This is a genomic window from Acidaminococcus fermentans, assembly GCF_009696675.1.
GTDB lineage: Bacteria > Bacillota > Negativicutes > Acidaminococcales > Acidaminococcaceae > Acidaminococcus.
The window spans coordinates 23802-43496 of sequence record NZ_VULN01000010.1; the positions used below are offsets into that span (position 1 = coordinate 23802).

26 protein-coding genes are annotated in these 19695 nt (G+C 55.6%); all 26 read right to left on the bottom strand.

Going from position 1 to position 19695, the window contains the following annotated elements; genetic code table 11:
- Window positions 1–59: 59 nt before the first annotated feature.
- On the bottom strand, window positions 60–629 hold the full coding sequence (locus FX155_RS07665; protein WP_154488307.1) for a hypothetical protein: 570 nt from the start codon (window positions 627–629) through the stop codon (window positions 60–62).
- Window positions 630–759: 130 nt separating this feature from the next.
- Window positions 760–1338 carry an N-acetylmuramoyl-L-alanine amidase family protein gene (locus tag FX155_RS07670; protein ID WP_154488308.1) on the bottom strand — a complete coding sequence of 193 codons (579 nt, stop codon included), beginning with the start codon at window positions 1336–1338 and terminating at the stop codon, window positions 760–762.
- Window positions 1310–1648, bottom strand: a complete 339-nt coding sequence (locus tag FX155_RS07675; protein ID WP_154488309.1) for a hypothetical protein — start codon at window positions 1646–1648, stop codon at window positions 1310–1312. The genes FX155_RS07670 and FX155_RS07675 overlap by 29 nt, the downstream gene beginning before the upstream one ends.
- The gene (locus FX155_RS07680) at window positions 1645–1941 is read right to left on the bottom strand and encodes a hypothetical protein (RefSeq protein ID WP_009014687.1); all 297 of its coding nucleotides are present in this window, start codon (window positions 1939–1941) and stop codon (window positions 1645–1647) included. Before FX155_RS07680 ends, FX155_RS07675 begins: the two co-directional genes overlap by 4 nt.
- Complete coding sequence (locus FX155_RS07685; protein WP_154488310.1) at window positions 1938–2609, bottom strand: hypothetical protein; 672 nt, start codon at window positions 2607–2609, stop codon at window positions 1938–1940. The genes FX155_RS07680 and FX155_RS07685 overlap by 4 nt, the downstream gene beginning before the upstream one ends.
- Complete coding sequence (locus tag FX155_RS07690; RefSeq protein WP_154488311.1) at window positions 2596–3573, bottom strand: radical SAM protein; 978 nt, start codon at window positions 3571–3573, stop codon at window positions 2596–2598. The genes FX155_RS07685 and FX155_RS07690 overlap by 14 nt, the downstream gene beginning before the upstream one ends.
- Complete coding sequence (locus FX155_RS07695) at window positions 3570–4412, bottom strand: hypothetical protein (protein WP_326831125.1); 843 nt, start codon at window positions 4410–4412, stop codon at window positions 3570–3572. The genes FX155_RS07690 and FX155_RS07695 overlap by 4 nt, the downstream gene beginning before the upstream one ends.
- Window positions 4405–4809, bottom strand: a complete 405-nt coding sequence (locus tag FX155_RS07700; protein ID WP_154488312.1) for a hypothetical protein — start codon at window positions 4807–4809, stop codon at window positions 4405–4407. Before FX155_RS07700 ends, FX155_RS07695 begins: the two co-directional genes overlap by 8 nt.
- Window positions 4810–4827: 18 nt before the next feature.
- Window positions 4828–5241, bottom strand: a complete 414-nt coding sequence (locus FX155_RS07705) for a hypothetical protein (protein WP_154488313.1) — start codon at window positions 5239–5241, stop codon at window positions 4828–4830.
- Window positions 5242–5252: 11 nt separating this feature from the next.
- Window positions 5253–5570: a hypothetical protein gene (locus FX155_RS07710; protein WP_154488314.1), complete on the bottom strand. Its 318-nt coding sequence runs from the start codon at window positions 5568–5570 to the stop codon at window positions 5253–5255.
- Window positions 5563–6672 (bottom strand): radical SAM/SPASM domain-containing protein, encoded by a 1110-nt coding sequence (locus FX155_RS07715; RefSeq protein ID WP_154488315.1) that lies wholly within the window; start codon window positions 6670–6672, stop codon window positions 5563–5565. The genes FX155_RS07710 and FX155_RS07715 overlap by 8 nt, the downstream gene beginning before the upstream one ends.
- Window positions 6673–6675: 3 nt before the next feature.
- On the bottom strand, window positions 6676–9009 hold the full coding sequence (locus tag FX155_RS07720; RefSeq protein ID WP_154488316.1) for a hypothetical protein: 2334 nt from the start codon (window positions 9007–9009) through the stop codon (window positions 6676–6678).
- The gene (locus tag FX155_RS07725; protein ID WP_154488317.1) at window positions 8999–9337 is read right to left on the bottom strand and encodes a hypothetical protein; all 339 of its coding nucleotides are present in this window, start codon (window positions 9335–9337) and stop codon (window positions 8999–9001) included. The genes FX155_RS07720 and FX155_RS07725 overlap by 11 nt, the downstream gene beginning before the upstream one ends.
- A gap of 12 nt (window positions 9338–9349) precedes the next feature.
- On the bottom strand, window positions 9350–9994 hold the full coding sequence (locus FX155_RS07730; protein WP_154488318.1) for a hypothetical protein: 645 nt from the start codon (window positions 9992–9994) through the stop codon (window positions 9350–9352).
- Window positions 9995–10006: 12 nt separating this feature from the next.
- Window positions 10007–11236: an XkdQ/YqbQ family protein gene (locus tag FX155_RS07735; RefSeq protein ID WP_071142625.1), complete on the bottom strand. Its 1230-nt coding sequence runs from the start codon at window positions 11234–11236 to the stop codon at window positions 10007–10009.
- Complete coding sequence (locus FX155_RS07740; protein WP_154488319.1) at window positions 11233–12027, bottom strand: phage distal tail protein; 795 nt, start codon at window positions 12025–12027, stop codon at window positions 11233–11235. Before FX155_RS07740 ends, FX155_RS07735 begins: the two co-directional genes overlap by 4 nt.
- Window positions 12027–14918: a tape measure protein gene (locus FX155_RS07745; protein WP_229778487.1), complete on the bottom strand. Its 2892-nt coding sequence runs from the start codon at window positions 14916–14918 to the stop codon at window positions 12027–12029. Before FX155_RS07745 ends, FX155_RS07740 begins: the two co-directional genes overlap by 1 nt.
- 208 nt (window positions 14919–15126) lie before the next feature.
- Window positions 15127–15447: a hypothetical protein gene (locus tag FX155_RS07750; RefSeq protein ID WP_326831126.1), complete on the bottom strand. Its 321-nt coding sequence runs from the start codon at window positions 15445–15447 to the stop codon at window positions 15127–15129.
- 38 nt (window positions 15448–15485) lie between these two features.
- On the bottom strand, window positions 15486–15917 hold the full coding sequence (locus FX155_RS07755; RefSeq protein WP_106787900.1) for a hypothetical protein: 432 nt from the start codon (window positions 15915–15917) through the stop codon (window positions 15486–15488).
- A gap of 11 nt (window positions 15918–15928) precedes the next feature.
- Window positions 15929–16456, bottom strand: coding sequence for a phage tail tube protein (locus FX155_RS07760; protein ID WP_229778488.1), 528 nt, complete (start codon window positions 16454–16456; stop codon window positions 15929–15931).
- Window positions 16457–16468: 12 nt separating this feature from the next.
- The gene (locus FX155_RS07765) at window positions 16469–16870 is read right to left on the bottom strand and encodes a hypothetical protein (RefSeq protein WP_154488323.1); all 402 of its coding nucleotides are present in this window, start codon (window positions 16868–16870) and stop codon (window positions 16469–16471) included.
- Window positions 16837–17232: a hypothetical protein gene (locus FX155_RS07770; RefSeq protein ID WP_154488324.1), complete on the bottom strand. Its 396-nt coding sequence runs from the start codon at window positions 17230–17232 to the stop codon at window positions 16837–16839. Before FX155_RS07770 ends, FX155_RS07765 begins: the two co-directional genes overlap by 34 nt.
- Before the next feature lie 4 nt (window positions 17233–17236).
- Window positions 17237–17602: a hypothetical protein gene (locus FX155_RS07775; protein ID WP_229778489.1), complete on the bottom strand. Its 366-nt coding sequence runs from the start codon at window positions 17600–17602 to the stop codon at window positions 17237–17239.
- 89 nt (window positions 17603–17691) lie between these two features.
- Complete coding sequence (locus FX155_RS07780; protein WP_154488326.1) at window positions 17692–18540, bottom strand: P22 phage major capsid protein family protein; 849 nt, start codon at window positions 18538–18540, stop codon at window positions 17692–17694.
- A 6-nt stretch (window positions 18541–18546) separates the two neighbouring features.
- On the bottom strand, window positions 18547–19227 hold the full coding sequence (locus tag FX155_RS07785) for a hypothetical protein (protein WP_154488327.1): 681 nt from the start codon (window positions 19225–19227) through the stop codon (window positions 18547–18549).
- Window positions 19228–19341: 114 nt separating this feature from the next.
- On the bottom strand, window positions 19342–19620 hold the full coding sequence (locus FX155_RS07790) for a hypothetical protein (protein ID WP_154488328.1): 279 nt from the start codon (window positions 19618–19620) through the stop codon (window positions 19342–19344).
- Window positions 19621–19695 lie beyond the last annotated feature (75 nt).

Sequence of the window (19695 nt, forward strand, 5' to 3'; positions counted from 1 at the left end):
CTTTTAAGCAAAAAAATCACCCGTAAAGCCAGGTATTTCCTAGCCTTACGGGTTTTCTTTTACCACTCCGCCAGGGTATAGGTAATAGCCGCAGCATCCACCTTTCTGCCACTTCGGGTGTAGATCATCCCTTCCCATTTACCAGCCTGGTACCCAATCCCGCCATAGGTTTTTCCGTCTGCTGTCATGATACCGGCTTTTACTTTATGGGTCCGGCGCAGGTTGATTTTATACACATCAACCTTCTGCCGATTGGTGTCGGCCGTGACCACAGTCCTGTCCGTCTTTTCCGCTGCTGCAGCGGGGACGGTTGGCTTGCCTGCCTGGATATCTTTGGCCACCTGCCGGGCTCCGGCTTCCACGTCCGGGGCCTGGACATAGTAGGTAATGCCCGGTGGGGCATCGGATTGCTGCACATGATAGATTTCCCTGGTGATTTCCCTGGCCGTCCCCTGGTCCACGTCCAGTTTCTTCTGGATGGTGGCCGGGTCCGTGGTCTGCTGGTAGTCCAGGACCTTGGGTTCCTCTTTCTTTTCCCGGCCGCAGCCATAGATCAGACCCCCGATGATACAGAGGGCACAGGCTCCGGCAATGGCCAGGATGATTCTCCATTTTGTTTCCTGTTCCATGAAAAGCCACCTCCTAATTTGCGTTTTGAGCTGATTTATTTTTTTTGCAAGTACGTAGTAGCGTATAGCAGAAAAACGGCGTATGAGGCCAGCAGTAGCCCCATACGCCGTTTTCATTGTTTTGATGATTTTATTGGCCCATTTTGGTCTGCTGATAGTCCGTAACACCTCTGGCGATGGCCCGAGCGAAATCATCGTACCCGGTCCGCAGAAGTTCAGCGTCTGCATCGTTGTCAATGAAGGCGGTCTCCACCAGACAGGCCGGCATGTCGGTATGCTTTAACACCATGAGCCCGGGCATGACCTTGACGCCTCTATCTGTGGTGTTGATGCTGGCCACCATCTGCGCCTGGATTTTTTCGGCCAGTCTGGCCCCGTCCGTACCCTCTGCAAAGCACCAGGTCTCAGTTCCCCGGGCATCATGTCCGGCGCAGGCATTGCAGTGGATGGACACAAAAACGTCGGCGCCCCATCCATTGGCATCGTCGCAGACAGCCACCGGGCGGTCAGAGTACTCGCTATCATTGCACAAGTTGTCGCTCTGGAGCATCCGGACCTGGCACCCGGCGGCTTCCAGGTACTGTTTAGCCAGGGCTCCGATCCGGGCAGCTACGTCGCACTCCCGCAGGTCCACATCCCCATTTCCATCTGTATGGATAGCGCCGCTGTCATATTCCAGGTCATGGCCTGGGTTGATGTATACTTTCATTTTCTTCTCCTTCTTTCTTTTCCCAATCGTCTGGTACACCATCCCCATCATCGTCCACCAAGCTTTTCCCGATGAAGCCTACGGCTGCGATGAAGGACACGCCGGTCAAGGTCTGGAGCAACATGTTCAGGGCCGGGAGATCCACCCGCCCCATGGCTGCCCACAGCCAGATCCAGCCAGCCCAGTATAAAAGGATGCTGCCGATAATCAGCAGCATCAGCACGATGACCAGGGCCCGGGGCAGACCCCGGACCTTCATGCGGCCCATGGCCCCCAGCAGGTTCAGCAGTGCCCCGTGGACTCCTTTCATTTTCGCACCATTTCCGCCATGTGGAGTACTTCCTCATGCTTGGCGTTCATCACCCCGTTATCTGCAAGGTGCTCATACACGCCATACATTTCCTGCCACACCTGTTTTTCTTCGGCTGTGGGGGCGGTTTCCTGGAACCGGACGTACATGTCATTGAGCGATGCCCTAAGGATCAGCTGCATCCCTTTCCGTACGGCTCTGAGGCCGGTCACATACGCAATCACATAGCCGGCCAGGCCGCCCAGCAGCAGGCTTACCAGCGTACTCAGTCCTTCAATTACAATATCTTTCACTTTTTCCCCTCCGTCAGCTTGATACGCCGGCCAGGATACCGGCTGTACTTCGTCCCCATATAAGCATCTTCCCCAGGCACATAGAGCAGGTTGAAGCTGTTCTCCCCTTCCTGCAGGGGGATTGCCTGGCCCCCATGGTTGAAATACAGGATTTCATCCTGCCACAATGGGGATTTCCACAGCGTCCCGGTGACGTGCAACACCCGGCCGGTAATCTGGTAATCTTCCAGGGTAAAGGCCCAGGAGTTTTTCCGATCAACCGGATGCAGCTCACCAGGGCCGACATGTTGGACCCTGCTCCAGTCCGTCCGGCTGCTCCGTGGATCCTGCTGTTCCTGGGGGCAGAAGATCTTCACGAATACACCCCGGTGGGTCTTATCCACCTGCACCCAGCCATGCAGCCGGAAAACTTGCAGGAACTCCAGGGGTTTCAGCCCGTAGATCATTAACAGTTCCCGGTAGTTGTACAGCACCATGTCCCCGGCCCTGCCTGTCACCACCTGGGTAGAGGAGCAGGGTGCCAGGGCATCCAGGTCGATGGTCATGGGGTTGCCGTTATGGACGATCTCCAGCCGGCTCCCCACCAGGTCCACCCACAGTTCTTCCTTCTGGCTGCTCTGGATACAGTCCGGGAACACGACGAACACACTGTCCTTACTGTAAAGCATTGCCCAGCCTCCAGACTGCCGGCTCCTTGTCGGCCAATTCCTGGAACCAGGTGTACAGGGCATAGTAGAATTCACATTCCTGCTCATGGTCCAGGCTCTTGTGACAGCCTCCGCCGCACATCCCGTAGACCCTGCACCCCTTGCATTTGGGGAACAGGTAGTCCAGAAGGGCGGCCTGCTGCTCCTGCCAGTTTTCCGGGTCCAGAGGAACATCCCGGATGTAGAAGCAGCTGAACAGCTTGCCCGTAGGACCCACCTTCCACAGATTCCGGTTGAAGCAGTATGTTTCGCCATACTGATAGTTGGCTTCCAGTCGGCGAAACAGGCCATAGAACAGGGCTGTCAGTTCCCAGTTGATATTCCCCGTTTCTTTGAATCCTTCCACCAGCTCCAGGACCAATTCCTTCCATTGCCTCAGCACGCTGGCGTAGTCTTCCTTCGTCAGGGCATAGGCTGCATTGGCTGGGCTGGTGTGGTGCACCAGGTGTGGAAAGAAAGAGATCTTCATTCCTTTTTCCCGTTTCTCCCGGAATTGAGCCAGGATCTTCCGGAAATCGGTATTTCCATGGAAGATCGTGGTGCTGATGCTCAGGTATGGATAATCCACCAGCTTCTCCAACGGGTTGAACCCCCGCAGATCCACATCCCCACCGTCATAGCTCAGGGCAATTCTGAACTGATGCTGCCGAAAAAACGGCAGATACTTCTCTAGATCCCTGCCGTTGGTAGCCACGGCAAAATGGGCACCAGGCACAGCCGCCACCACCTTTTTGATGGTGTCCATGTACAGGGTGGGCTCCCCGCCCATGAACTTCACCGTCAGCGGCCCTTCCCGGGCCATGGTTTTCAGCCGTTCATAAAATTCGGGAGGCAGTCCCTTTGTTTCCTCCGGGTCCGGCTCCCGGTGGCAGTAGGCACAGTTCATATTGCACCGGCTGCCCAGGTAGATGGTCACGCTCTTCATTTCGTCTCACCCACAATCAGGTTGTACTCGTTCCAGACTTCGTACCATTTCCGGCCCAGCTTGATCTTGATTTCACCCGTGTACCCCAGCGGGTAGAACCGTACCCTGGCCACACCATGGTCCAGCCGGACCCGGGTGGCGTTGAGCAGTCCGGCGCTGGCGTGGATCATCACGCCTTCACAGTCCTCCGCCCGGGTCAGGGGACCGGCTGTGGTGTCGAAGTTCCCTTTGTACTTCCGGATTTCCAGTTCCATGTAGTCCTGGCCTTCCGGGCAGACGATGGGCGTAGCAAAATCCCCGTCGTACACCGTGCCCTTCCGGTTGGCCTTCAGCTCCCGGCCATTCACCACCAGGGCATAGCTGTCCCAGAGATTGAACCGGGGATGATCCCCGAATTCAAGGGCCGCCGTGCTGAAGTCAGAAAAGGTATATTCACTGTCCGCATCCACCAGAATGTTGTCCTTGTGGATCTCGAACACCCGGATAATGATATCCCGGCTGGTGGGGGTGATAAGCCCCGTGTCTACCTGCAGAACGTCATAATCTCCGTAGAGCTGGCAGATGTTCTGGAAGTCCATCCGAATGGACACCCCCAGCCGGTTCAGGTCCAGGAATTTGTAATCTGATTGGGAAATCTTCCGAAAAACCTTCACAAAACCGGAACGATGGACCAGGGTATAAGAGCTGTAGGACCGCAGGGCCTTGATGACATCAAAGCCCTCCACCGTCCCGTTCTTGTCTATCACTTCGGTCTTGAGATACATCCCTTTGATGGTGATCTTGACCGCCCCGTCATCCCGGGTGGCCACCGAATCAGAGTTATACAGTACGCTAAGCACGTTCGCCCTCCTTCTTCACATAGATGCCGTAGCCGTCCACGAACACCCCGTCCCCGCTGTCTACCGTCAGCTCATAGCCCGGCTGCGGACTGTCCAGCGTACCCGGTTCCAGGGTATCGTAAAAGCAGGGAGCTTCGCACTGGTAGAGCATTTCTTCTTTGGCGTGGGGCTTGACGGTCTCACCTTCCAGCATCCCGTACCGGGTGGCAAGGCCGGAATCCCGGGAAACCAGCAGGTCCGGATTGTTCTGGAAGCGGATGACCTCCGTCACGTCCGCTTTCTCCACCTTCACCACCCGGCAGGGGCGGTTCCCCAGATTGATGACAATATCCCCTTTCTTGATTTCCTCGATGGCCTTCGGGCCTTCGTTGGTCAATACGTCTCCTTGCACAATCATGTTTTTCCCTCCTTATGGTCATCCCCCATCGCCGGTATCACTTCTGTGTCTTTCATGGCACTGGACGACTGAGCATTGAGTACAGTTGATCGAATGGCACTGACTGTATCTCCACCCCTGACAGGACTGGCAAGTTTGACAGCCCTGGCAACTCTGACAGGTACTTGACTGACAGCTCTGTGTCTGACAACCCTCACAGGTCTGACAGCAGTTGGATTCACAGCAGTCGTTGGAGGCACTGTATTCCAGTCCATTAATGGCGGCCCGAATATCAGCCACATCAGCCGCCAGGATCTTACCTGTAAAGGTCCGCATTTCCAGATGGTTGGCCTCTTTCAGTCGGTTCATCCGTTTCATACCGGCGGCGATGGTCATCAGGTCCGACTGTAGGGCGATCATGTCCGTGGTTTTCACTTTATTTCCTTTATCCATGGCCACCTCCTTCAACTGTCATCACTGCAGCCATTTCTGCAGTCGCAGTCGCAGTTTTTTACATAGTTTAGCTGGCATTTTTGGCAGCGCTGACTCTGGCACCCCTGGCAGCTGGTAGACTGGCAGGTTTTACTTTGGCAGCTCTGGCACCCCTGACAGGACTGGCACTTCTGGCAGAAATTGGTGAAACCGCAGTTATCCACATTCTTGGCGTAGCCCTCCAGTGCTGCAATGGCCGTCTGGAGTTCTGTAATATTGGCCGCCGTCACCTTATCCCCAGCAGCCATAGCCGTCCAGGTAGTCTTGGTGATGGGACCGTTCTTAGCCATTTCCTGCCTCCATGATTTCTTTCCCGTAGGCCAGGGTAGCCTGCAAGATGGGCACGAAGATGGCCTGCCGCAACCGGCACAACCCCTTTTCCATGTTCTCCGGGGCCACCAGTTTGCAGCCACCTTTGCAGGAAGCCACTGCCGGGCACTCCAGGCACTGGGGCCGACGGGCAAAGGTGGTGTCCGTCTTCAGCACCTCGTTGAGATACTTGAAATAGGGATCATAGATGCTCCCAGCCTTATGGCTGGTATTGTGGCAGGGATACAGGTTCCCGGCCAAGTCCAGATTCAGCACGCTGTAGCCGTTGTTGCAGGGGCACCACTGGCGGCTCCAGAAGTCCCCATCCTTGCGCAGATAGCTGTACAGAGCATTGAACCGGCTTTCGATGAAGGCCAGCTCGGCGAATTTCATTTTTCCCTGGCCCAGCCGGTACTTCATGTACCGGTCCATCATGGTCCCCACTTCCCGTTCCACCCTGTCATAGTCCATGTCCAGCAGGGACTTGTCCCCCAGGCCAGTGTCCATGATGGTGTCGTGGTTAAAGGACAGAGGATACCCGTGGATATCGAAATAATCCTTGCTCAGCTCCTGGAAGGCGTCGCAGGCCTCCTGGGGGTAGTTGTAGGCGGAAAGCACAGCGCTTACTCCCAGGTGGTCCAGCTTCAGCAGTCGTTCACGGGTCTTGCTCCCCTTGGCGAACACATCATAGCCCCGGGTCTGCAGCACGTTGTGACCGTCCCAGCTGATGCACACGTAGAGGGGCAGGCTGTTGAACAGCTCCACCATTTCATCCGTGATGGCCTTGCCGTTGCTGATGGTGCTGAACCGGATGCCCTTCACGTCTTTCAGCTTCCCGATGATTTCTTTCATCAGCGGGAAATAGATAAGGGGCTCACCTCCATAGAAGTGCAGCCCCAGTTCCGTCTTTTCGTCGTTTTCCTCCACCACCTGCCGGATGAACCGGTACACGTCCGGATTCACGTGGCCGGACAGGCTCTTTTCCACCAGGGGATGCTGCAGACAGTACCGGCAGTTCATGTTGCAGCCGTTCCCCAGCATCAGGAAGATGGTGTTGATGTTTCTCTTCAAAAAGTCTCCCATGCATTACCTCCCTACCAGGATTTTCACCAGCCGGACATCCTGGCGTGTATCCGGTTCCACGATCCTGCCCACCACGTGGTCCAGGCTGTCTCCTTCCTGCCAGGCTCTCCCCACGCCGGGGATTTCAGAGGGGACTACCTTTGTCCCCACGATTGCCTTGCCGAAATACTTCACGTGGACACGGCCGGCCATGGCCACCGGGATGAATTGCCGGATGTTGGTTTCCATGACACCCTTGCCTTCTTCCACCTGGAGCCCGCCAATAATCTGGGCAAATTCTTCCGAATGAACCCCCACCACGCACAGGCTCTTGTCCGTGGCCTTCACGTACTGTTCCCGGGTGCTAGCTTCGTCGCAGGCGATAATGTCGCCCCGTTCCGTATCTTCACCCCTGGGGAAGAACTCTGCATAGTCGTTATAAACAGCGTTGAACACCTGGGTAGCGGTCAGGGTACCGGTCAGCACCACATTGCCGTTTTCGTCAGTAGAAACATACCGGCTGTCGTTGGTCAGTTCCGATGTTTTAGAAGGAATGGCCGGAAGGTTCAGAAGGTCCGTGTAGCTTCCTGTGGTGGCTACGGTAGCCAGGTCAGAGGATTTGGCATAACCGGAATCATTCGTGAAAGCACTGACTTTGGAGGGCACCGTCGGCAGTTCCTTCTTCGTGGCATACGTCGTCTGAATGTTGTTCCCGGCGGCGTCGGCGGTGGCCTTGACGGCTGTGCCATCTTTGGGCAATGCGTAAATGCCAAAATTCTGGTCATGGAGCATGGTAAGCCATCCAGATGAATTGCCAGTGCCCCAAAAATTCTTCAAAAACATCCCACCACTATGCGGGAAATAGATTCTAGCATTGCCGCCCTGTCCGATTACGCCCAAAGTAACTTGAGTACCATAGTTGTAAGCGTTTGGATGGTCTGTTGCCATCCCTTCTGCGATTGATTGAACGCAGTTGCTTTTCCATTCTTTGGTTTCCTTGTACTGGCCTGCCTCATAAGTCACAACCGCTGGCTTGTTCTTCACATACGCCTTGCTGCTTGTGTCCGTCACATTCCAGTCTGCCTGCACCTGGCCAGTCAAGGCCCCGTTCTTGGCGTCGTTGGCTGCATTGGTCATCTCAGCCTTGGTGGCGTAGGTACTCTGGATATTGTTCCCGGCCGCATCTGCTGTTGCCTTCACCGCCGTCCCCGATTTGTCCAGCTTGGTGCCGATCAGATTGGTGATGGTGGTGGCGAAATTGGGGTCATTGCCCATGGCTTTAGCCAGTTCCTGGAGGGTATCCAGGGCAGCCGGAGAGCCATTCACCAGGGAGGCAATAGCCGCCACAACGAACGCCGTAGTGGCCCCCTGGGTGTTATTGGTCCCGGCCGGGGCCGTCGGAAATGTTACTTTCCCGGTGAAATCTGCCCCGGCCAGGTTGGCCTTCTTGGGCAGGTCATTGTTTACCAGGGCTGTATACTTATCCGCTGCCGCCTTGGCGCTGGACGCAGCATCGGCTGCACTGGTGGAAGCCTCGCTGGCCTTAGTGCTAGCCGTAGACGCACTCCCTGCAGCCGCCGTGGCACTGTTTGCTGCTGCCTGGGCACTGGTCGCTGCCGCACTGGCCTGGTCACTGGATGTTTTGGCACTGCCCGCCGCTGCCGTAGTGCTGTTTGCCGCAGCTGTCGCACTGGCAGCAGCAGCCGTGGCCTTGTCAGAGGCTGTCTTTGCGCTGGCCGCCGCTGCCGCAGCACTGGACGCAGCCTGGCCAGCACTGTTAGCAGATGCCGCAGCCTTGTCGCTGGCAGTTTTGGCGCTCACTGCTGCGTTGTTGGCGCTGGTGGACGCTTCTCCCGCCTTTGTGGTGGCCGTCTGGGCACTGGTGGCTGCAGCCTGGGCCTGCAGGCTTGCCGTGTTGGCACTGGCGGCCGCCGCATTGGCTTTCAGGCTGGCGGTATTGGCGTTGTCATTGGCCACCCCGGCCCAGGTCTTGGCACTCTTGGCGTCCTTCACCCCGTCCGGTTCCTTGTCACTCTCAGCCCATTGCCGGGCCACATCGGACCAGGTCTTGGCACTCCGGGAGCCGGTGGTATTATCCGGGGCCGTAGTGCTTTCTGCCCATTCTTGGGACACATTGGACCAGGTTTTACTGGACCGGGTGCCTTCTCCGGCCGGGGCCTGGTCACTGTGGGCCCAGGCTTCCGCCAGATTCTGGGATTCTTTAGCCCGGTCGGCGGCCTGTCCTGCTTTGTCTGCGTATGCCCGGGCCTGGTCGGCCCCATAAAGCTCGCCGGAAGCAATGGTTCCTTCTGTCCCCTGGACCACTTCGATTTCCAGGGTCTTCTCATTATTCGACATTATGCGCCACCCCTCTGATGATGAAGCTGGCCGGGAAGAAACAGGTGATGATGTTGCCCGTCTTGCTGTTGATGATGGCCACATCATAGACGTAGGTGCCGGGCTGAAGGTTATTCAGAGCCCCCTTGGGCACTTTCACTGTCACAAAGTCGCTCCCCGTATTATAGAAGCTGTCCGTATAGACCACTTCATTGGAATTGGTGGTGGCCTTGATGGAGAACACCACCTTGTCATCTGTATCCAGCTTGTAGTTTTTGAATTTGAACTTTAAAGAAAAGGTGTCACCCTGGGATACCTCGATATTCAGAGCATCGTCGATTGTAATCATGCTGCCTCCTTCTCAGGGCCCGGTATCATCACTGCACCCATCGCTGCAGTTGCAGTCACACTCTCTTACCGTCCTCACGAATTCAGTAGAACTGGAAAGATTGATCAGCTTCTGTAGGATTTCCCGCAGGGAATAGGTGCCAGCCGGGATACCCCGGTGTCTCCGGAACTTTCCGCCGTAAATCGGTTTCTTCTTGTGGGAGCTCCCCTTGGGCGAGCTCCCCTCCTGGGAGTCCCAGCTGTTGGGTGCCGTGCTGAGGTTGGTTTCCCGGTCAGCCTGCTGACTGCCAGTAAACGGAATCTGCAGCTGGTCCGGCAGCCGGCTGTCAATCAGCGTCCCCATGCCCCTGTAGGATACCGTGATGGTCTTCCCGGCATCCTCCGCGTTGAACAGCAACTCACCCCGGTTCCAGTTGGGGTCGCCGGTCACGTTGGCCCGATAATCCGGGAAGAACTGTCCCTGCTCAGGGGTTGCAGCCACTTCCGTCATGGCCGTCCCATTGCAGGTCACAGAAAGGGACGTTGGTTCCGTTTTCTGGGGCACCTCCAACAGCCGCACCGTAAACGGGCTGGTTGTCGGAATCTGGTGCCGTTCCCCACTAATATTGTGGATGTCCAGCACGTTGTTCCAGGGGTCCAGGCGATAATCGTATATCATGCTCTCACCTCCTTACTTGTGCAGCTGCTTGATGGCCGTAGCCTGGGCCTGTTCCAGGTTCTTGGCGTTCCGCTCCACCCCGGCCAGGTACTGGTCAACGGTAAAGGGCGGCTCGCCCAGGGTCATGTCGCAGCTGATTCCCTTATCCGGGGAAACGGTATATTTCAGTTTGGTGATAGGGTAGTCATGGACATCTCCGGACAGGGTCCGGATCTCTGCCATGCCCTCGGTGGTCATATGACGCACGTTGAAGGACCCGTCCACCAGCGGGTATTCCAGGCTGACGCCTTTCACCGTAGCCGATTTGATGGGATCCTTGTACTGGGCAATGTAGTTGTCACTGTAGCGCTGGGCATCGGCCACCGCATAAGCAGACGGCAGGGATAGCACCTTCATCCGATACCCATATTTCTGGATACTGGCATCATCCTTGGCCACGCACAGCCATTGCTCGCCCTGGTCGTCCACATTGCCGCCCTTAGTCCGCACCCAGTTCACAACCTTGTCCACGTTCCAGGTGGGGCTGTAGCTGGTGATATGCTTGCCGACAGTCAGCCGGGCCTGTTCGTTGATTTCCTTCACCCGGGGCTTGAAGTAGATGTTCCTCCGTTCGTCCACCCCATAGACAAAGTCCGTGGCAAATTCCGACAGAGTCTTCAGCGCATCCTTGATGGTCACCCCGTCGAACACGATCTTCGTACAGGTATAGCCGGCTTTCTCTATCTTGATATCGTTGAACACAATATCAAGATGCTTTTCCGCTTCCACCGCAATGTCTCGGACGATATCACCCGGGTCCATGTTCTCGTAGGTCTTGAAGATCAGGTAGCTGGACAGCTGGTTATAGTAGCCGTAGCCCTTGAAGGTGTAGGTGGTATCCGTGGTCCCTTTCACCGGCCGGTTGATGATATAGCCGGAATACCAGGGAGAACGGTCCCCGAACAGGTGGATATCAATGCGCTGCATGTAATCCAATTCCGCATTGCTGGGCAGCTCATGGAAGGTCAGTTCCACGTTGCCGCAGCCGGTTTCCCCGATTTCGAACGTCACCTTGGACAGGGCGTTATGCTCTGCCCCGGACCCGAAATAAGCCGTCTTGGTACCGCTCTTATTGTAGGCAATCACAGTAAATTGGCCAGGGTAAAAGTCAGGGACGGAAGTGTCAATGCTTCCTGCCCCGCCCTGGTCTGGGCCCGCATAAATCAGATGGCCGAAAAGGCTTCTCCCGAACATCGTACTCATACGAACCACCTGTTGGTAAAGCTGATTTCAATGGTCCCTGCGTCCCCTGTGTAATAGAACAGGTTCTTGCCGGGTTTCACGTGCAGGAACTGCCCAGAGAACGTATTGATGCTATTGGCCTTGTCCCGCCATACGGTCCCTGCATCCCCGTTCACTGTCACGGTGGCCGGAGCAATCAGCAGGGCATCTGACAGGCTGAATTCCTCTTTCGCCTGTTTGTGGTAGATGTGGATTTTGGCCATGGACTTCACCGGGATGAACCGGAACGTCAATGGCGTGTCCACGCTGCCCAGGTTGTCCACATAGATTTCCGCATTCTCCACCGCTCTGGGAAACACTTTGGTGATCTTCGTAGTGTGCCCTTCATAGCGGAACGGGTCCGCCAACAGCAGGGAAACCGTAATCTCACTCCACCGCTGTTGGAAGCCCTTCTGGTATTTGTGGGTGATCTTAGAAACGCCGGCTACCCGGAATTTCCGGTCGGACCGTCCCACATACAGGTCATAGTTGGTCTGGCAGAAGTAGGTGTAGGCCGTATTCAGGGCATAGTCATGATCCTGCTCCGTAGCACCGTGCATGAAGAATTCCACCTTGATGGTACGGCCGGAAATCCGGCCATCTCCCACTACGTTGCCGCCGTGGGAGAAAGCCTTGTCCTCCAGCTTATTCCGGAAGGTGTAGGCCCCTGCATCCGAAATGGACCACAAAGCCGGCAGGGAATACTCCGTACCGGCACTGGTCACAATCTTTAGTTTGGTGTCCTTCAGGACGTGTCTTGCTAGCTGCTTCATCACGCACCTCGCAGTCCGGCCAGGACCATGTCATTGAAGCCACCGAACAGGTCGTCTTCATCATCCCGGGAATTGATGTTCCCGTAGATGTTCTGGGTGGCCACCACGGTATTCTGCCGGTTGTCGTCCCCACCGCCGAACAGTTTGTCCAGCAGGCTGGGCTTCAGCGGCAGGACTGCCTCGTCATACCGGCCTTCCCCGATCAGGGCAGCCGTCGGGCCAGTGACCACACCGCCCGTGGCCATGCCAGGGAGCTTGTCCAGAAGGCTGGTATCTCCGATTTGAATAGCCGGTCCCGTGCTTTTGGTGGTGGTTTCCTGAACGCCGCTATTCGTGTCACCTGCCCCAATGCCGCCTTCTTTTCCTTTGAAGACGGCCTGCGCAGCTTTTGCAATCGTTCCAGCAGCGAAAGCGGCTATGCCCATCTGTTTGGAAACTAAAGCACCTGCTCCAGCCGCCCCTGCCGGGTTGGCCGCAATGACGGCTGCTGTGGCCACGCTGGCCATAACAGTTGCTTTGGCAGCGGCAGCTTCCGTTTCAGCTGCCGTATTCTTCATTTCCTGCTTGTGCCGGTTATTCCCCAGTCCCATAGCCATGATCCATCCGGAAATCACCTTCTGGATGACTCCCTGGATCAGCTGTTTCAGGAGGGTCTTGGCCAGATTACTCATGACTTGGCTGAACTTCTTACCCTCCACCACGCACTGGGCAATTCCGGATGCAATCCCGTCCTGGACCTGCACCGCCATGTTGGTCAGCATGGTCTGCATGTACTCACCCCAGCTGACGGAAGCCAGCATCAGTTCGTCCATCCACACCCGGCGCTGTTCGGCCAGGTATTGTTCATTGGCCAGGGTCGTAGCATAGCTTTGGCCGGTAATTTCGTCCTTGGCCGTCATCTGGGCCAGGAAATCGTCCAGTTCGGTGGCCATCATGGCCTTTTTCTGGGCATATTGTGCCTCAGCTACCTGGGTTTCGTAAGAGCCCATCTGGTCAACCGCTTGCTGTTTGACCTTCTGCCGGGCTGCTTCTGCCTCAGCGTCAATGTTGGTGATGGCATCCTGGGTTTCCTGGGCTGCAGCAATGGCAGCAGCTTTCTCCTTTTCGTATTCAGCGATCCGATTCTGGGTCTGCAATTGAAGCGTTTTCAACGCTTCGGCGTCTTTGGCATCCCCATTCCCAGAACTGATCTTCTCCTGGAGTTTGGCAATCTTTTCCTGATTGCTGGCCATCTGTTTCTGGAAGGCCAGGGTCTTTTCCCCGCCTTCCGTGTACTTGGCCGCATCCTCCTGGGCCTTTTGCCATTCCTCATGGAATTTGGCCTGGGCCTCGTTGATTTTCAGGATCTTCTGCTTGGTTTCATCCAGGATTTTGGTATAGGCGTCCACGTCTTTGGGTTTGGTCGTGTCAGAGAAGGATTTCCGGGTGTTGTACACCGGGTTCTTCTTGTTGGCATCCATGCTCACGGCATCTTCCACAGCCCCTTGTACAAAGCTGGAGATTTTAGCAGATTCTGCAATGGATTGACCAATAGACCCCAACACAGCTTTTTTCAAAGGTATTACAGCCTCCGGTCCTGCTTCCCCGACAACGGCTGGAGTACCATGTTTCAGCTGGCCGCCATTGGCCAGGGCCGGAATTCTTCCACCAACGACACCGCCGGTGGCAAAACTGCCGAAGACACCGCCCTGGGCATAGCCATCAGGCATAACACCAGGTGCATCATGAGAGCCTCGAATAATTTTGTTTACCACAAAATCAATGGGATGAGAGCAAAGCTGTACAAAGCCTTCCCATAAGCCCGTTACAAACTTGATGGCGCCACCAATTACACTTCTTATGTCTTTACCAATATTTTCAAAATAAGGAGAAACTGCATTGTAAACATTCGCTACGACATTAATCAGGGCTACAAAACCTTGGACAAGCATAGTAAGCGCAGCTACGGCAACCATCACAGCTGCTTCAACTATGGGACCGATACGTTCCAAAAGGTCATTCACCATTATAAGAATGGCCGTAATATCAAGGTCTGCAAAAGCATCACAAATCTTTTTCCAACCAGATGCCACAATATCGCAAACATTTCTTGCTGTATTTCCCAAATCCCAAAAAACAGCCAGAAGCTCGGGGCTGACAGCGCTCACTTGGTTTAAAATCGCCTGCCCAATCCCGACGCTAGAGACGTCTTTTTTGACTTGTTCCAGCCCTTCTCGGAATTTAGATATTACATCTCCCCAACCGGTTAAAATCCCTGTAAGATTAAACGACTTACTGATAATATCTCCAATTCCAGCCATGCTGTTGGATATGCTTTCCTGTAAGTTGGAAAAAGCGGCCATCAAGGTACCATTCATTCTGGCTGTAGCCCCTTTAGTCCTCTCTTCGATTGCATTCCATAGCTCATTAATAGCATCTTCCCCCAGCTGCCCCGCTTCAGACATCTTCCTGAGTTCCGCCACCGACAACCCCATATGATCTGCCAGCAGCTTCCAAGCGGGGATATTGGCATTGGTCAACTGCAGCATATCCTGCCCATTGATTTTCCCGGCTGCCGCCATCTGGCTCAGCGCTAGTGTAGCAGAGCCGATTTGCTCAGAAGTCAGGCCAAAGGCAGACCCCAGGTCCACAATCTTTGTCATCTTCCCGACAGCCGTTTCCGCATTGTCTCCCATGTTGACCCATTGACGGGCCAGAGGAATCAATTCGTTGGTATCGTAGGCAGACTGTTCGCCCAAGGCTCGCATTCCGTTGATCAGCTTGTCAGTTTCCTCGGAAGAGCCCAGGACGAAATCCAGGCCTTGCCGCAGCACTTCCATATTCGCCGATGCTTCCAGGGCTTTTTTGCCCAGGCTGGTAATGGCGCCAACGGTAAAAGCTCCGGCAATCATGCCCTTGATTTTCCCAATGGCACTGGCCAGGGCATCTGTATCAGCCTTGGTCTGTTTCAGGCTCTGCGAAGCCCTCTGGGCTCCGTTGGCCAGCTCCGGCATGCCTGCATTGCCAACCTTTTTGCCACTCAGTTCATCCACAGACCGGGTGACTTGCTTGATGACGCTCAGGCAGCCGTTGGCATCAGCCTTCAGCGTTACAGTAATTTCATGGTCGCTCATGTTTCAGTTTCTCCCTCCTTTCTTCCTCAGCCTTGGCCATGGCCAGCCATTCGTCCTGTTCCTCCTGGGCCGTGGCCGTCCTGAAGTCCTCCGGGAGGAGTTTTGCCGGAGTCACCGGGCGTTTCGGGGATCGGTAGCCGGCATTGATCACCGGGATGGTGATGAAAGAGGCGGTGAACATCCGCTGGTTCTTCATCCGCACCCCATAGCCTTCAATCCGCCTCTGGATTTCCCAGGGCGTGGCCTGTCCGATTTCGTCCCCGGTCATGCCCAGCTCCCCGTAGCAGATGGGAAGGATCAGCCCCACATATTCGTCAAAGGACGTCCAGGGGGCTGATTTCCCCTCTACACGTTTTTTTCGGTCTTTTCCTGTTTGGCTTCTTCTTTTTCTTCCACCAGGTCCTTGCTCTTCACCTTCATGGTCTTCAGCATCTCATTGGACTGTTTCACCCCGAAGATGCCGGAAACCGCCAGGGTAATGAAGAACACCGCTTCGGCCTGCTGGATGCCTTCTTCCAGGGAAATAGCCTCGATGACCTTCCCCGCTGCCTTGGATTCTTCCTTATCTCCGGCTGCAAAGAGCATGATCCGGTAGGCTTCCATGAGAGCAGCCAGAGGCATGGTGTTGTGGACCTTCTGGAAGTCGAAATAGGATTTCCCGCCAAAAGCAACAGCCTCCAGCTCCTGGAGGCCGTTGATGGTCAGACGGAAATGATAGGTTTTCTTGCCGGCTTTGACCCAGACAATCCGGGTCACTTTGTTATATGTAATATCCATGGATGTTCACCTTATTTCCCCGTTCCGGTGGTCGTAGTAGAAGCCGCAGCCGTGGTTCCCACAGAATCCACGCTGGTCAGTTTCTCGTAGTATTTCGGCGCCCCGATGCCTTCCAGCTTCAGAGAGAAGGTGGCAATGTCATCGTGGGGCGTTTCGTCGCTCAGTTCCGTGATGGAATACCAGTTCCGGTCCGCCGTCTTGTTCTTGCTGTCGTACCGGCAGATATCCACCGGTTCCCCGGCATTGAAGGCATCACGCAGGGCCTGATAGGCTTCGTCCCCGCCGACGATGTTCCCTTCCACGCTCAGTTCAGACGTTTTGATGCCAGGATATTTTTCACCCCAGCCGCCGCTGGTCTTGTCGCTGGCGTCGATGGAGTCAGCGCTCAGATCCAGGTCACCGGATTTCTGGCCACCGATCATGGCCCACTTGGGAGAGGCTTCCGTAGCACTTTCCCCGAAATTCAGGTATACAAGTACATATTTGCCTTCCAGCTTGGTGTGTACCGCCGCCAGTTTGGCACGAACTTTGTCTGCCATTTTCATTCCTCCTTAAAAACAGGCTTTCACATTGTAGACAAGGACGGCAGCACCGGGGTTTCGGCCCCGCTGCCCCTGGGCAATGCCGAATTGGATGGTATCCACATGGCCGTCCATGACGTCCGTCCCATTAAGGGCCTTCCGGACCTTCATGGTCAAATCTTCCAGCCGCAGGGCTGACTGATCGGGCACAATTATGGTCACATTGAAGGCAATGGTTCCTTCCTCGTCCACTTTGTCCTGTCCGTTAAATTTGATGTTGTCCGCTGCAATGGTCCCGGTGGCAGATGCCCCCAGGGCTGGGCCTTTCACTTCCTCCACCCAGGGAATTTCCGGGACCGCTTCCTCCAATAGCTCACGGATGGCAGCCGAATAATCGTCTATCCCCGGTAAATATTCACCGTTTTCGTCCATGGGCTGCCTCCTTTTTCCGTTTCTCCGCCGTTGAAGTCCGATGCTGTCAGATCTTTCAAGAGGCTCTTGGCCTGATCGTCATACAGCTTGTACTTCCGTTCATAGATGTCATCCTGCCGGCTGCCGGAATAGCTGCCGATCTGCACCGTGGGGTCAGTCCCCACCAGTTCCAGGCAGCAGGCCCGGCAGGCTTCCACAATCCCGTACCGCTTCAGCAGGTTGCTGGGTACGATGGCAGCCTCGTCCACCCCGTAGGTGGCTGCCAGCCGCACGATTGTTTCATTAGCCAGTGCCAGGTTCCCGGCCGTGACCCGTCCTTTCAGGATGGCGTCCGTAATGTCTTCTGCTTTGATCAGATCCATAAAATCACCCCATCCCCAGTTTCTCGGCTGCCTTCTTGAACCGGCTGATGATGGCCGGTTTTTCCTTGTCGAAGGCGTTGAAAATGAACGGATCTGCCTGGATACCTTTCACCTGGGAGCGCTTTGAGAACACGAACTGCCCGCCCTCGGACCAGCGCAGCACCGTCTTGCTCCGTGGCACGATGGTATGGGAACGGGTGCCCTGGTGCTGATAAACAGCATGGGGCAGGGTCGTGTAGACCGTTCCCGCCAGATGGTCGCCGCTTCCTTCCACAGTGGTGTGGATGGAGCCTTCGGCCTGGCCGGTCCGGGAGATGAACTTATGTTCCTCCCGGGCCCGTTCCTGCACATCCCGTACCGAAATGTCCATGGCTTCCCGCAGCTGCTTCTGGACTTCTCCCGGCGCCTGCCTCAGCTTCTTGCTTAAGGCATCAGCCCGGAACGATACCCTGACCATGATCAGGGCGTAACGGTTTCAGCCTTGGGGTTGGTGTTCAGGGTCACCAGAGCTTTCGGCTGCACCACCAGGGACCCATAGACCAGCAGGCCACGGACTGCATCGCTGAAGTCTTTTTCCAGCCGCAGAGATTCCGTCTTGATGATCTGGGTGGCCATGGAGATTGCCGCATTGGTACCGGCCATAACGGACGTGGTATCAGTGGATTTCACATAGGCCAGGTTGTTGGATTCATAGATCTGGAAGCCAGCTGCAGAACCCACGTTGCCGGTGGTCAGACGGCTTTCCGCCGCTGCGCTGCCGGTCCCAACGAAACGCTGGTCCTTCTGCAGCAGTCCATACAGCCAGGGCGGGATCACCAGCCAGCGGCCGATCCGGGGCACGTTGTTTTCGTCCAGCTTGGTACCCATCTTCACGATGGTTTCGTAAGCCTGTTCCGGGGCTTCCATGTCCTTCAGGGTCAGGATGGTGCCGGCTTCCTTGGCGTGGCCGGCTACCCGCTGATCGATTACATCACGCAGGGCGTAGGAGGCCCGTTCCAGGCTCCGGTCCATCAGGTCGATGTTGGCCTGGGCGGCGTCCACGTCGTTCACCTTCAGGGCGAAGTATTTCTGCTGATCGATGACCAGTTCAGTGGGGGTTCCGTCGGTGTCGTCATACACCAGATCAGTGCCTTTCTTATAATCTTTGATGGTTACGTCAGCGATCTGGTTGATCTTCACCCGGTCGCCCAGGTTCTTGATTTCCCCTTCATAATCCCGGTTCACCAGGTTGCCCAGGACCAGGTTCTTGTCCAGGTGGTCCAGCAGTCTGGCAGACCACAGGGCAGGGATAAAAGTGCTGATTGCCATAATTCATCATCCTTTCTTCATGCTGTCTTTGATTTCATTCCAGTGTTCGTTGATCTGTGCCGGCGTCATGCCTTTCAGATCGTCCATGGTATACACCTTCTTGGGGCTTCCGGCACTGCCGCTTCCGGCGCCGCCTGCGGCCGTGTTCTTCACAGCCCAGGGATTGCCGGCCAGCCAGCCGTTCACGCCCTCTTCAATGGAAACCGTCTTGTCCCCGGCCTTCATGCCCAGGGAATCGTCATCTCCAACCACAACCTGGTCAGAGAGCAGCTTCACAAAGGCGTCCGGATTCAGGGCGTTCCCTTTGGCCAGGGCGGCCTGCAGTGCAGCATGCATTGCCGTGTTGATCCGCTTCGTGTGTTCCGCTTTGGCTTTTTCTTCAGAGGCAGCATATTTGTCCGTCAGCTCCTTCACCTGGTTCTGCAGGGTGTTGATCTGGCCGCCCAGAGATTCCGGGTTCCCCAGTTTTCTCACTTCGTCGAAGAGAGTCCGCATGTTCAGCAAAGATTCCTCCGGATTCTTGCTTTCCCGGATGCCAAGGGCGTCCAGCACCTTGTTCCGGTCCACCCGATAGGCTGCGGCTTCATTCCGGGCGGTGCTGATAATGGACTGAAGATCAGCCACCATAGCACCCCCGTTGTCAGCCTTGCCAAGGGACTCGAAGATTTGTTCCAGTGTGTATGCCATGTTTGTTCCTCCTGCCCGCCTGGGGCAATTGATTTATATAGACCGGCGCCTGGCCGATGCTATCAGGGTAATAAAAAAGCAGGCCCATAAGGTCTGCACAGGGTAATGTATGGGTTATTGGTTGGAATCGAAGTCGAAGGGGACAAAGTCACTCCGCTGGATTTCATATTCCAGCACCACTTCCCCATCCTCCTTCGTGATGGCCACATCGTTTTCCACGTAGGATTCCAGGGTGTGGCCATTAAATACCCGGGTCTGGTAGCAGGTGGGGTTCCGGTCCGTGATCTCGGTGCCAGGGTCTCCCACAATGTCCCGGATGTCGGCGGCAAAAGCCGTACCCGTAATACCGGCCACCAGGGCCATCGTCATTGCAATCGCTTTCAGGTTCTTCATTTCGTTCTCCTCTCTTTTCAATGCATAAAAATAGCAGACCTGATGGTCTGCCAAAAAAGCTATCTAATTTTAGGT